The 15,739-nt window shown below is 26.4% G+C and carries 5 protein-coding genes; 3 read left to right on the top strand and 2 right to left on the bottom strand.

What is annotated here, in order from left to right:
- Positions 1-92: 92 nt before the first annotated feature.
- A complete protein-coding gene (gene topA, locus GFV14_RS02230; RefSeq protein ID WP_457914053.1) occupies positions 93-2,687 on the top strand; it encodes a type I DNA topoisomerase in 2,595 nt (864 codons plus the stop codon).
- Positions 2,688-7,228: 4,541 nt separating this feature from the next.
- On the opposite strand, the gene hemB is transcribed toward topA, so the two are convergent.
- Positions 7,229-8,215 (bottom strand): porphobilinogen synthase, encoded by a 987-nt coding sequence (gene hemB, locus GFV14_RS02225; protein ID WP_457914052.1) that lies wholly within the window; start codon positions 8,213-8,215, stop codon positions 7,229-7,231.
- Positions 8,216-8,406: 191 nt separating this feature from the next.
- Positions 8,407-9,006 carry a GTP cyclohydrolase II gene (ribA, locus tag GFV14_RS02220; RefSeq protein WP_457914680.1) on the bottom strand — a complete coding sequence of 200 codons (600 nt, stop codon included), beginning with the start codon at positions 9,004-9,006 and terminating at the stop codon, positions 8,407-8,409.
- A gap of 197 nt (positions 9,007-9,203) precedes the next feature.
- On the opposite strand from ribA, the gene pgpB reads away from it, so the two are divergent.
- A complete protein-coding gene (pgpB, locus tag GFV14_RS02215) occupies positions 9,204-9,947 on the top strand; it encodes a phosphatidylglycerophosphatase B (RefSeq protein WP_457914051.1) in 744 nt (247 codons plus the stop codon).
- Positions 9,948-10,396: 449 nt separating this feature from the next.
- Entirely contained in the window at positions 10,397-11,566 is a 1,170-nt protein-coding gene (gene lapB, locus GFV14_RS02210; protein WP_457914050.1) for a lipopolysaccharide assembly protein LapB, read from the top strand.
- Positions 11,567-15,739 lie beyond the last annotated feature (4,173 nt).

Here is a 15,739-nt window from a genome sequence, read left to right as displayed (position 1 = left end):
ATATTATTATTACGCTTCAATATAAAGTAATTTTCATTTTTTATATTGTAATTCAGTCATTCTTTATTATAGAACTTTAGGTAAAGGTAAATATGGGTAAAGCTCTTGTTATCGTGGAGTCCCCGGCAAAAGCTAAAACAATTAACAAATATCTTGGTAGTGATTACATTGTTAAAAGTAGCATTGGTCATATTCGTGATCTGCCTAAAAGCGGGTCTGGCTCACAAAAGAAAACAATCTTATCTACCGATAAAACTAAAAAGATTAAAAAAGATCCTCTCACTGCTTTAGTCAAACGTATGGGAATCGATCCGTACCATGATTGGAAAGTAAATTATCAGGTGTTACCAGGTAAAGAAAAAATAGTTTCAGAATTAAAAACTTTAGCAACATATGCAGATCATGTCTATCTTGCTACGGATCTTGATCGTGAAGGAGAAGCTATTGCATGGCATTTGCGTGAAGTTATTGGAGGAGATGATTCACGCTTTAGTCGCGTAGTATTTAATGAAATCACGCAGAATGCCATTACACAAGCATTTGAAAATCCTTCTGAACTAAACATTGATCGAGTGAATGCTCAACAAGCTCGACGTTTTATGGATCGTGTTGTTGGATATTTGATCTCACCGCTATTATGGAAAAAACTAGCACGAGGATTGTCTGCGGGACGTGTCCAATCAGTTGCTGTTCGTCTGATTGTTGAACGCGAACGTGAAATTAAAACTTTTTTACCAGAAGAGTACTGGGAAGTGTATGCAGAGCTTGTTGATGCAACTCTTACTACATTGCGTATGGAAATAACTCACTATAGAGATAAGTCTTTAAAATTAGCCACAAAAGAAGAAACGGACGTGGTGATAAACTTACTTAAGAAAGCTTATTTTCGAGTTATTGATCGTGAAGATAAGGTTATTTCTAGCAAGCCAAGCGCGCCTTTTATTACATCAACACTACAACAAGCAGCTAGTAGCCGACTGAGGTTTAGTGTAAAAAAAACTATGATGATGTCGCAGCGTTTATATGAAGCGGGGTATATTACTTATATGCGTACTGATTCAACGAACTTGAGTCAAGATGCATTAAATATGTTACGTACTTATATTAATAATACATTTGGTGAAAAATATCTACCTAAAAACGTAAATATTTATAGCGATAAAAATCATGCACAAGAAGCTCATGAAGCTATCCGACCATCAAATATTAATGTATTAGCTGATTCATTAAAGGATATAGAATCAGATGCAAAAAGATTATATCAACTGATTTGGAATCAATGTATATCATCTCAAATGACAGCTGCACAATATGATTCTACAACGTTAGTAGTCAAAGCGGGTGATTTTAAACTTAAAGCGAAAGGGTATACATTGCGTTTTGATGGTTGGACTCACATTATACCTTCATTGAATAAGAATGATAAAAATAAATTACTTCCACCAATTCAAGTTGGTTCCGAGTTATGTTTAGTTCATTGTGTGCCGTATCAACATTTTACTAAATCACCTCCTCGTTTTAATGAAGCCTCTTTAGTTAAAGAGTTAGAAAAACGTGGGATTGGTCGTCCCTCAACCTATTCAGCTATTATTTCAACTATACAGGATAGGGGTTATGTTCAAATTAAAAATCGTCGTTTCTATGCTGAAAAAATCGGTGAAATTGTTACAGATAGATTAAAAGAACATTTTCAAGATTTAATGAATTATGATTTTACTGCTCGTATGGAAAATCAACTTGACCATATCGCAAATCATAAAGCAGAATGGAAAGTGGTATTAGATGATTTTTTTTCTGACTTTACTCAAAAATTAAATATTGCAGAAAAAAAGCCTGAAGACGGTGGCATGCGCCACAATCCAATGGTGATCACATCTATTATTTGTCCTAACTGTAAAAACAATATGGGTATCCGTACTGCATCAACAGGGGTGTTTCTTGGTTGTGCTAGCTACACATTATCTCTAAAAGAACGCTGCAAAAAAACAATCAACCTCATTCCAGAAAATGAATTACTAAATATTATAGAGGGTGATTATGCGGAAACTAATGCTTTGCGTGCTAAGCCTCGTTGTACAAAATGTAGTATAGCGATGGATAGTTATTTTCTTGATAATCAACGTAAATTACACATATGTGGGAACAATCCCACTTGTGAAGGTTATGTAATAGAAAAAGGTACATTTTTTATAAAAATTCATAATACTCCTGTCATTTATTGTAATAAATGTAATTCTGAGATGAACTTAAAAATAGGACGTTTTGGCAAGTACATGAGTTGTACTAATGCAGAGTGTAAAAACACACGTAAAATTTCAAAAAGTGGTGAAATTTTTCCGCCAAAAGAAGATCCTGTGCCACTACCAGAACTAGCATATGAAAAATCAAATTCTTATTTTGTATTACGTGATGGTGCAACAGGTCTATTTCTTGCAGCAAACACTTTCCCTAAATCAAAAGAAACACGGGCGCCATTAGTAGAAGAATTACAACGTTTTAAAGATAGGTTACCTGAGAAATTACTTTATCTAGCGGATGCACCCGCCAAAGATCCAGAAGGTAATTCTACATTTGTGCGTTTTAGTCGTAAAACAAAACAGCGATATATTTCTTCTAAAAAAAATGGTAAATTAACTAGTTGGAGTGCATTCTATATCAATGGTGAGTGGAAAAGTAAAAAGAAATAACTTTCATTGTGTAAATCTATAAATAGCGTATATCTTTTAAACTATAGCGAGAATTGTGTTATATGATCAATATATAAATATCAATTAATATATTTCTCCTTAAATTTTTTTCTTTTTCTTTGGTTCTTTAATTGTGATTTATGATTATTTTTAAAACATTCATGAAATTATATATTAATAATACAACTTCTATTTTATTCATCTATTGAGTACTGTTTATATTGTTTAGGAAAACTTTCTACACACGTATTAATTTTACTTTATTTGATATTTATCATTTTAATTTTGTATACTATTTAATATGTTAAGTAATTAATTACAGAATAGTATAAAAATATTTTTAATACATTATTTAACATTATTACAGTAAAAGTCTCTTTAATAACGATATGTATATCTTTAAGTACAATATCTAGTAATCAAATAGATATGATTCTAATTTTAATATAGCATCTCGACTAGAGACAAGATAAAATTGAGTCTATTTTATATTATTTAGATAGCTGAGCATATTGCCTGTATATATAGTAGGGACTATAGTGATGTTAAAATAGATTGTACTAAATTATGAAAATATTATTATCTCTGAAAGAGAATATAGTATTTTAAATAAAATTAGTAAGCTGATACTATCATATTATAAAGATCTTAATGAAGAAATTAGCTATTTAGGAAATGATTTGGTTTTATTCTGTATGTCAAAAATAATTTTGGTACTAGATAATCAGTTATAATTTAACATTACTTCGATAATATTTTAGATAGATCATTTAAGTCTATAATGAATATAAATTATTAGTGTTCTTGTAGTAGTATGTTAAGTAATTTTAAAGATTGGCACTAATAATGTTAATTTAACAAAGTAGGAACACATCTAAAATTTTAGCTTTACAATACAAAGAAATATTTTATTTATAACGTTATTGTTAATACTGATTCAATTAAAATTAATATAGATTATTCACTTTGCCAGTTTTTAAGAAAATATAGTTTACGGCTTTACCTAAAGCACTGTATAGTAATACTAACAGATCAATTTTAGGAGTTATTGATGCCGAGTATCACTTGATAGTGAATAATTGTACAATCTTGATTGTTGTTTACTTGAGTATTTAAATATTATATTTCTCATATAATATTGTATAGTATTATGATAGAATTTATGTTTTGATTATACGATGTTACAGTTTATTTTATTAAAATTTAAATATGTTTGAGTTATATATAGATGCTTTATATTTTTATTGCATAATAGGTATTATGGTATCTATACTATTAGATCTTAATAAATAAAGTTCATGATAAAGCATTTTATGAATTAATTTAAAGATACAGTAAACTACTATATAATATATTGAAATGATAATAGAATAATATTCTAACTGACTACTGAGATACATAAGGCTTAATGTGTATTGTGTAAGTTAGTTTATTTAGAACTTGTTATATTTTTTTTGTAAAAAAATCTGTTTCAACAGTATATTACTTTGTATTAGTTGTATGATAACTTCTATTGTATTCTTTCAGAGTGGATTCATTAGTGAGTGCATCTATCTTGGCTATGTTTAATATAATCATATTTTAGCATATTAATTAGGTGCTAGAGAAAATATATTGATATTTTTTAATTAACTATGTTTGAACATTTCTGGATAATTTAAATTTGTAATAAGAATTTTCATCAGTTTAATGTATGTCATCATTTTATTTAAAATATTTATATATTTAGAATAATGAACAATATATTTAATATAATTATTATATATTAAGCTGATTTTAATAAATATTTTTTAAATATTCCGAGGTTTTTAGATTATTTTAATGCAGTATTTAATCAGAATAATCACAGTGAAGTAAATGTTAAGTATGGGTATAAAATAAATATGAAATATCCTATTATAAATAGGAAGGAATCTTTTATTGAATTTAATAAAAATAATAGGTAAGGTAAGTTCTTTTATTATGCAGCTTTGTTAAATAAAGTTTTTTAGAATTTTCTTATTTTTAACGGAAAATAATTTAATTAACTGAAATGAAATTAATTTATTAAAATCTGATATGGATTTTATCGATGTTTTCTCTTCTATTTAAGTATCACAATATTACCTTCACAGATTACTATACTTGATTTATGATGATATAACTTTTAGTTATTTAAAATTATTAAGAAATTTATCATTATATATTTTTATAGATATTATCGTGATAGTTTAACAGAGAAACAGCTTGTTAAAGTGACATGCGTAAATTCGTTAATGCTTATTAAATATTATACTGTTGTTCTGTTAAAGATGAATGAATGTGCTGATTCTTAATATTGATTAGTGATTATAAATCATAAAATAGATATTGTCATATCATCTCTCTTGTGTTTTGAGTATATTTAGAATATAATTAAACTACTATTTCATAAATGGATAGTTGAGTTACAACTAATTAATACTAGAAAATAGAAATGTTATTTTATCTCCATTTTAGAAATAATTAAATTTTTCTGAGTGGATTTATCTTAAGAATATTTAAGATAATTAGCGAAAGGTTATGCATATGAATTTACTCAGGTTGTTACATTCCGCAACGGAGCACAGTGTAAAGTTTAGAATTCACAGAAAAGTGAATACATCTCATTGTGATAAAATTGTTTTGCGAAAAAATCTGCAGATCACTAAATAAATACTATTAAAAGAATATAATCCAATAACGTAATAGTATGTAGAACTGTTTTTTTAAAAAATTGAAGTGTAACATTCACTAAAATGAATTCTAGTATTATTAATACTTCTTTTCGTAAGTATTAATAGTTATTGATTAAAATATAATTTTAAATAAAATATTATTATTGTTCACTGATGTTATTTTTTTTATTATGCAAAATATACTCGAGTATTAGTATTTTTATGAAATATAATATATGATGACCTTTCCAAGAAACAATATGATTACTTAAATACATCTTACTAAATAAAATAGTATTAATTTAGTTATTTATATTTGATATGTGCGTTTAAATACCTTTAAAGATATTGAAAATTTAATATACATGGATATAATATAAGAATATTTCTATTCTGATTGTTCTGATATTCTCAGTAGTAATGTGCGTATATCTTGTGTTTTATTACATAAATAAAAATTAATATACATATCAACAGTATGTACATTTCAGTAATAACTGATGAGTTATGACATGATATTAAATTCATAATAATTTTATTTAATATTATCAAAAAGTAATAACATTAAATAATGATTAGATCATATCTATTACTAAATTTCTATAGACTGTTCTACGTTAGAATATAATTTATTATTTTATCAGTAGTTAAAATTTTTATGAATCATGCATATTATGTATGAAAACTATTTACCCTACACTAGTTAGTGTCGGATATTTGTAATTATATTATTTTATTTTAATTTTGTATTAAATATTTTTGTTATATCAATCAACTGATTACGTCATTAATTTGTTCCGATTGCATCAGCTGTTTAATAATTAAAACTATATCTTATTTAGCAGTTAATAATTGTATTATTAGAATTATATTCATATAGTTTTAGGAAAGATCATCAGTTTCAGTAAATTTAAAGACAGAATTAGTAGGGTTAGGAGCTATTTCTTGCTCTTATTTATATATTGATTCGTTTACTTTATTCTGTTCTCGTTATAGATTTTATTTAATATTTTTTTATATTATATTAAATAAAATATTTTATTCTAGATAAACATAGATAAAATAATTTTATTTTGCTGAATAGTTAATCTTAGTTTGATATTGATGCATTGAAAGGTACTTTACTACTTCTTCGTATTGGTAAGTTTCTTAATTCAATTAGTTATTGACTAATAGTCTAAGTCAAACATTTTTTTAGATGCAGTTACCACATTTTAAATGTTAGCTTTTAATTGTGAGTAAAAGTTTTTTCTGAATATGAACTGTTCCTATATTTAACTTTTCTAGTGATTTACAATTTTAAGTACGTGCTCTTTATGTATTTCCGTAGTTAACGTTTAATTATTTATACAAACGATAGTTACAACGTAAAACAATAACCGCCAGTTTAATCGGGGTGATTGTCTTACTCAGATATATTAAATATGATCAAATAAAAGTATCGATTGATTAATGTCGCTATGAAATAGTATATTACTAATTACATAGATATTATTCGTAGTCAAGAGCATATCTGATTTCTTTAATAACGTTATTATTCATATAGTAAAATATAAGTTATAAATATTTAGTTTGTGATGATAAAGTAAATTTTTTAGTAAGTTTATATCTGATTAATAATAATCTTTCGCTTTTTTAATAAAGATTTTTACATACACAATAATTAATGTAAAAAGTTTAACATAAAAAAGGTTGAGAATATAATGATGTATCAGATTTTTAGTCTGTATCTATGATACTAAAATCATTTTTAGTATATTGAAATATAATGTATTATATCTTCTAGTATTTAATTCAAGTAAATCTATCTAGTGTATTACAATTCTAGGTCTACAAAAAATTAAACCTATTTTACTGTAGTTCCGATTATCTGAGTGGTAAAATTTTATTTTCTGCAAGCTGCAAGGCAAAATAAGTAAAGATTATATCTGCTCCTGCACGCTTAATAGAGCCTAATGTTTCGAGAATAACAAGTGTTTCATTAATTGCACCAGCCATTGATGCAAATTTTATTTGTGCGTATTCTCCACTTACTTGATAAGCACCAAGTGGTAGTTCTGTTCGCTCACGTAAATCACGAATAATATCGAGATATGTTCCAGCAGGTTTAACCATGATCGCATCAGCGCCTTCATTAATATCAATTAATGATTCATGAATAGCTTCACGACGGTTCATTGGGTTCATCTGATAAGTTTTACGATTACCTATTAAGCAGGATCCTGCAGCATCTCTAAACGGAGCATATAATGCAGATGCAAATTTCGTAGAATAGGACATAATAGCGGTATCAATAAAACCAGCATTATCAAGAGCTTGACGTATAGCAGCAACATGCCCATCCATTGAAGCGGAAGGTGCAATAAAATCGGCGCCAGCACTAGCAGCAGTAACAGCTTGTAAGCCTAGATTATGTATAGTGGTATCGTTATCAATAATGTTATCATACAAAACACCACAGTGTCCGTGAGAAGTATATTCACAAAAACAGGTATCTGACATTACAATAATTTCAGGAACGGTATCTTTACATATACGCAAGATGCGCGCTACAAGCCCATCTTCTTTCCATGTATCACTTCCTATTTCATCAAGATGATGAGAAACACCGAACGTCATAACAGATTTAATACCTGATTTAGCAATACGCTCAATTTCGTATGCTAAGCGTTTTTCTGGAATACGGAAAATACAAGGCATACTTGAAATTTCCTGATAGTCTTTAAGCTCTTCTTCAACAAAAATAGGTAGACAGATATCATTTAATGAAAGATGAGTTTCTTGGAATAATTCACGTAATTTTTCAGTTTTACGTAATCTTCTCATGCGTTGAATGGAATATAAATTATTCACGATATTTCCTAATCAAAAATATGTTTATTGATTACAATCATTATATGAGTAAGTATTATAAATCTATAAGAATAGAATTGCATATATTATATCAGAAATTTTTATATGTTACAATGTTGTTTTAAAGTAAAGAAGGGAAGAGCGAAAGAAGAAGCTCTTCCTTGAGCAGAAAGAACGAAGAATGAGATTAATTATGGATGTTTAAATAGTATATGACCCATTTTTTCGGCTTTAACATCTAAGTAATCTGTGTTACTTGGATTTCGGCCTACGATAAGCGGAACACGTTCAACAACGTCAATACCTGCTTCACGCATAATATCAATTTTTTTAGGATTATTCGTTAGTAGACGAACCCCTCCATTAATACTTAATAATTTATACATGTCAGAACAGACTGTAAAGTCACGTTCATCTGCTTTAAATCCTAATTGAAGATTGGCTTCAACTGTATCCAGACCTTGATCTTGTAGTGCATAAGCATGAATTTTATTTAACAATCCAATGTTACGACCTTCTTGACGATGATAAAGCAGTATACCACGACCTTCGTTACTAATTTGAGAAAGAGCTGCTTCAAGCTGGAAGCCGCAGTCACATCGTAAACTGAATAATGCATCTCCAGTTAAGCATTCTGAATGAATTCGACTGAGAATAGGTTGAGAACCTAAAATATTGCCAAAAATTAATGCGATATGATTATGTCCTGTTGCGATTTCCTCAAAACCTACCATTAAGAACTCGCCGAAAGGGGTCGGTAACTTAGCTTCGGCTACACGTTTTAGCTGTATATTTTCTTTCATTAATTGAAATAACTCTTCTGTAATTAATAGCATTTTTGATATAAATCACTTATCAAGTGTTATTTATCAATGCTATATGACATTAGGTATATTGCAGACATTGATTTTACGTTGTCAGCATTGTATTACTATAGCAGAGTTAATAACTTCTGAATCTAATTAATTGTATTTACCTTGAATGATCAATGACATGGATACCATCAATGAATAAATATATTTACGTTATATCAATTTGTGCTATATTATTAATGTTGCCACCTATTATTTTAATTATTGTTGATTGGAGTTGGGTTCCTTCTCAAGATATTAAGACTATCAAATGGCTTCTTTGGTTAACAGAAACTGCTAGTTTACCTTATAATATCGTCACATTAATATTTTTTTTGAGTATCACATTCTGTATTTTCCAATTAAAACTGAAACAGTGCATGAAATTATTCATAATAGTCATGTGTTGTATTTTTTCAGGACAAGTGATAAAAAGCTTTGTTAAAAATATTGTTAAAGAACCACGCCCTTATGTTGTTTGGCTTCAAACAAAATATGGTATTTCAAGTGCAGATTTTTATGATTTTCAAAAAAAACAGCGCTCAGAGTTGATTCAAATCACTATTCAACAAAATCACCAAATACCTTCATGGCAAAGAAAACATTGGCAAGCTGAAACAGGATATTCTTTTCCATCTGGCCATGTTTTAGTTTCATCTGTTTGGGCACTTTCATGCATAGGACTATTTTGGAATCGTTGTCAATATATATTTTTAATAGTGATATTCATATGGGCTGAAGGAGTTATTATAAGTCGTATGTTATTGGGTATGCATTGGCCTTTAGATGTGATTGTTTCTATTATAATCAGTGCAATTCTTGCGTTTATTGCATGTATATCTTTAAAAGAAGAATTTTATTTTATAAAAAAAGATGGCTAAAGTTTTAAGAATTTTATTATATTTTTTATAATGTAAAACTATAATATAAATTATTTTGTTTGAATTAGCTAACATTCTACTTTATTAGATAGATAATTTATTTTAAAAGAACGGATATGGAAAATATGAAATATTTTTGATTTTATTATTAGCTATAGTTATTTTTATTATTTTAATTAGGATAGGCTTAAGTAATAATTAAGTTTTTACATTTGACTACTTGATTTTAAAAGGTAAATTCTCATTATCTTCGCTATTAGTTTATTTGTTTAGAGCTGGTGCTATCCTAGCATGTTTTTATTACTGCTTGATTGTATTTACTGGCAGTTATGAAATTAAAAGGTCACGTCACAAAATACGATGTTTTAAATTTCAGCTAGGTTTGAGTAAAAATGATCATTTCAAAATCAGCAAATCTCGTGACAACTAAAAGCAAGGAATAATCTTGTATGTTTGAGATATTGTTTCTATTGTTACCTATCGCTGCTGCATACGGTTGGTACATGGGTCGTAGAAGTTTTCAACAAAATAAGAAACAATATACTAATCGTTTATCATGTGATTATGTTACCGGTGTTAATTTTCTTTTATCTACTCAACAAGATAGATCTGTCGATCTTTTTATGGAAATGTTAAAAGAAGATAGTTCTTCTTTTGAAGCTCACTTAACATTAGGAAATTTATTTCGTTCTCGTGGTGAAATTGAAAAAGCTGTTCGTATTCATCAATTATTAGTTGAAAATACATCTCTTTCATTTGAGCAACGTTTATTAGCCACTCAAGAACTTGGAAGAGATTATATGGCTGCGGGTGTTTATGACCGTGCTGAGAAGATATTTCAGAAACTAACTCATGAAATAGATTTTAAACAAAGTGCCTTACAATCGCTTCTGACTATTTTTCAGTTAACAAGCGAGTGGAGTAAGGCTATAGAAACAGCAGGTAAATTGCTAAAATTAGGACATGAAGAAATTCGTGAGAATATTGCTCATTTTTATTGTGAATTAGCAATTAAATACCTTAGTAGTGATGACCTTGATGAGGCATTAACTTTATTAAATAATGCTGAACAGGTAGATAAAAATTGTGCTCGTGTTGCAATTATGAAAGGACGTATTTTTATTGAACAAGCATATTATGAAAAAGCTATTAGTATACTTAAACAAGTGTATAAACAAGATAGCGATTTAGTAATAGAAACTTTACCATTACTTTATGACTGCTATCAATTTATTGGTGATATTGATGCATGGGAATATTATCTGCATCAGTGTGTCGCTGCAAATTCAGGCGCAATAGCTGAACTTTATTTAGCTGATATTATAGTTAACAAGCAAAATCGTGAAGCTGCTGTCAGGTATATTAATGTTCAAATTCAACGCCATCCAACTATGAGGTTATTTTATAGATTAATGGATTATTATTTGCAAGAAGCAGAAGAAGGTCGTGAAAAAGAAAGTTTAATTTTGTTACGTAAAATGGTTGGTGAACAGATTAGAACGAAACCAAATTATCGTTGTTACACGTGTGGTTTTACGTCACACGCTTTATACTGGCATTGCCCTTCGTGTCGTTTATGGGATACGATCAAACCAATTAGAGGACTTGATGGACAATAATAGTATTATTGCTACAATAACTCGATAAGATTTTATGAGTAGAGAATTTCTAAATAAAAATCTTCAGAAGTATAGGTTAACTTTATATGTCATAGTTACTCTAAAATATTCTCATGCTAATGTTACATGAGTTTGTTATTGACGTGAATATTTTTGTTATTGCTATTTGAAAGTCGATCGAAAGTAGGTGAAGATATACTTAATAGAAATAATTTTTAATTTATATAATTATTACGTGGAGATAGACTAAAACCTATTGCTCGATATACAATTTTATGATATCCTTAATACAATAAAAGATGGAGAAGATTTCATAATAGAAAACATGGGAGAATGTATATTAATAATTTCCCTATTTATAAAAGATGTTTTATAATAGAAATTAGATATCAAAAATGTATCACGTTTAGAAAAGCTGTTTTTTAAATTTTATTATGATTGTTAGCAATATAATAAATTTAATGTTGTAAACGTAGTAATTCATCAAACTTAAATTTTACATATTACACATTAAGTATTATGAATTATACTTTAGATCATGTTACTTATTTAATATATGAGAAAAGATTAAAATTATTGTAATATATTAATGTTAAGTTAGATAATTTCTGGCATTTATCTAGTTAATAGTGCAATTAACAATATATTTTTAAAAATATACTGCAATTATATGCTGATTTTCTAATGATGTGTTATTTATGATCATATATAACGATAAACTTATATTTTTCTGATAAGAAATCAATTAGTTAAGTTGTTAAGGATAAGGAATCAGGAGTTTAAATAGTTGTTTAGTTTATAGTACAAACACTAAATATTTTAAGGAGAGAAAATAAAAAAATTAGTGCTTTAAAATAGATAATATTGTGAAAATACATAAAAAAAGATCATGCGTTAAGGTAACAGTATATTTATTTTCACTGATGTTTATCTTAGTAACTATACATTTAAAATACTTGCTGTTAAACATTAAAAAATGTAGTGGTGTAGTAAAACTATCGTGTTAACATATAAGATGATCAGTGAGATATCATTAAAAAATTATTAAAAATAAAAAGGTCCTTTCATTAAACTAGCTAGCAGATAAAATATAAATTAAAAATTTGGAGGACCATAACCCATTACGTTTCTATTTTATTGACTGCATGTAAGATAGAAATAATAAGAATAAAACTAAACAACTGATAATTAATATCATAGGAATTAAATTTTAACACGCTTAAGATAAATGTATTTATAGTAACATTGTTTATAGAGTTATTTGTTCTTTAGAGAGTGTAAAGGTTATTTTAATTTTGATATAATATAACTTAAAAACTATTTTTGTGACTTGTTGGCTCTATTTTATAAAGTTTAAACTGACTGAATGAATTACTAATTAGATTATCAGCTCAATACTATTAATATTGTTGAGTTATTTACTATTTGTGAGATCGTAGTAATTAGGGAACTAATATCAATTCCTGTATGAGCTTTTTACTTGCTGGTGATATTCTTAAACGTATGCGAATGCAAAGAGAAATAATATCAATAACCCCGAAAATAGAATGTGTTAATTTATTCAGTTCATTGAAATTGCTATTAGAATAATTAGTTTCACTGAATTATCAATAATAATAAAAATTAAAATTATTAATAATAAATTTCAAAAGATATATTAATGTAATTCTAAAATAATTATTCATTAAACGAATAAGTAAATATGAGTCTCTATCTCTGAGAAAGTAATAACGCATAATGTTAACACTGAACTAAATCTTTTGAATGACTAAATTGGATCAGTTTATTATGTTTCTATTATTTAAATGTATTGTTATGTTTAATAAATATATTAATACTAATCATTTCTTTTAATAAGTAAAAATATTTAGAATAATTGTTTTTAAGATTAAAACCGTTTAATAGGTAATGAGTTGATTGATACTCAACTATTTAGTACAGTCTGAGTGAATTATATTTGTCACTGGTGTTAAATAAAAAATGATTTAAAAGTATCATTCGGAGTTCAGTTTAATAAAGATAAGCGCTAAATATGCTTGTTTTAATGGATTTTAGAAACATAACATTTTTACATGATTGTAACAGAGAAAACATTCTATTTACTAACAGTGTGAATGGTATTTATCTACATTAAATCGAAATAAGTCAACTATTTGAGTCGTGAGTGCTTTAAATAGTTAACTATTTAATTTTAAGTGTTTGTGATAATAATCACTAGTTAGTTTTCAACATGAGACCGTAATATAATTTATTAGGTAATAAATAAAATTTTTTATTTTTTATATTATTATCGAGCTTTCGTATGTTCATATTAGTTTTTAATTCATGACATAATAATGCTTAGTCAGAATTGGTAATTTTCACATCATCATTTCTTATTTATCTTTTTTGGTTGCAATAGACTTTTAATGTACATATTTTATCAACAATGTCATTAAAAAGTAATTCCAGCCATTGTAATCACAATTAGCACTAGCAAAGTAATCATTATCATTATTACTTTAAAAGTGTATTTAATAAGCAAATGTACTTGATTGATAATTGTGAATAATATTAAAATTAACTTACAATTCATGGCTAATATATATATAAAATTGTATTTATACTATTTTAATTTAATTAATTTAGAATTTTTACTGAATTATATAATTCTTGTAGATAAGGTATTCTAATAGTCAATGATATCTTATGCGTTGTATGATTTATTCCTCATTTATTATTTTATCTATATGGAATAGTTATTTTATATATGTTGATAAGTTTATAATATTATTATAATATATTAATTTACTATAGAAAGATTTTGTATAACATATTTTTATAGTAGCAGTATTAAAAAATTCTAGTTACTGAGATTTTTTAGAGATTATAATGTCTTGATGTGTGTGACATGAGGAATTTACGATAAAATTTTGTATCTTTATAGTAATAGTAAGAGTATTTTATATATCATGATATAAAACACTAGTTTGAATAGATATTATTATTTTTGAAAATATAGCACACATATTAATACAATGTAGAATTGTAATAGTTAAATATTCTGCTAGACTCTACATCTTAAAATGTGTAAGAAGTAGCGATAGTTTTTTATGTTAAATTCTCAATGTTTTACAAACTTTTTTGATTTATGAAATTTGCTTATAGTTCTTATTTGTTTGGAGTGGCAACGCAGTTTTGTTTTAATAAAATTTAATTACTTAACTAAAATTTAATATTGATTTTTTTAATTCTATATTTTCCATTGCAGTAGTAACATTTTACTTAATATATTATTTTCTAAATTAATTATGAAATCTCATGACTTTCAGCGCTTGAGTACAATTAGGAAAATATTGTATTATATTTTCTTGTTAATCTAACTAGCGCAATTTTTAGGTAGAAAGATCGTTTATGTTAATATTGTATATAAGTATCAATTATCATATTTTAATATCTAAATAATTCATAATATTATTGATGCTGTATATCCAGTCTTAATTATATGGAACTGAGATTTAGTGGTATCAACAGCAATTATTTTAATCAGTTTCAGGTTATTGAAAATATTTTTCTACTGTAAAATAGGTAAGAAAAATCTAATTGGTATTTTAAAAAAGATTTTAATCTTATTATGTGGTCGATTATAAAAGATATATTAAGCTTCATTGCATAGATGAATTTAAAATCTTTTTGAGATAAAGATATTAAAGACTATTAATAAATTTTTTTGTTGTCATAAATAGAAAGAAAGTAAATTGTCTATTTAATTATCAATGCAATAATAGGGTCAGATAATTTTTAAAAAATTATGGTAAAAAATCTATAAAACATAAATAAATAATTTTGAACATCAATCAACATAAACATTAGATTCTTTAGATGTGAACTATATTGTAAAAAATAAAACTCCATCTTTAGAGTGTTTCCGCAGTATTACTTAAAAATATCAGTTGAGTATTATTATATTTCCTAGAAACAGTATTATAATATCAATAGAGCTTGATAGCTAAATAAAGTAAAGTAGAGCTTACCATATATTTCATTATAATAATGAAATATTAAAAAATGATGAAGAATCATATTTTGTATTTTAGATACATTATTAATAATATTTGATATTAAAAATTAATTAAGTTTATATATGGGTTTATCTTAATACAAAATTTCTTATATTTAACTGAATTAATCTTG

Origin of the sequence: Candidatus Hartigia pinicola (assembly GCA_020541205.1) — a bacterium.
Lineage (GTDB): Bacteria > Pseudomonadota > Gammaproteobacteria > Enterobacterales > Enterobacteriaceae > Hartigia > Hartigia pinicola.
Note: the sequence above shows the minus strand (reverse complement) of the source record. Positions and strands in the feature narration are given on the sequence as shown.

Bases quoted from the DNA above. Each gene is read 5' to 3' on its own strand.
- topA (WP_457914053.1), top strand. From the start codon at position 93: ATGGGTAAAGCTCTTGTTATCGTGGAGTCCCCGGCAAAAGCTAAAACA.
- pgpB (WP_457914051.1), top strand. From the start codon at position 9,204: ATGACATGGATACCATCAATGAATAAATATATTTACGTTATATCAATT.
- lapB (WP_457914050.1), top strand. From the start codon at position 10,397: ATGTTTGAGATATTGTTTCTATTGTTACCTATCGCTGCTGCATACGGT.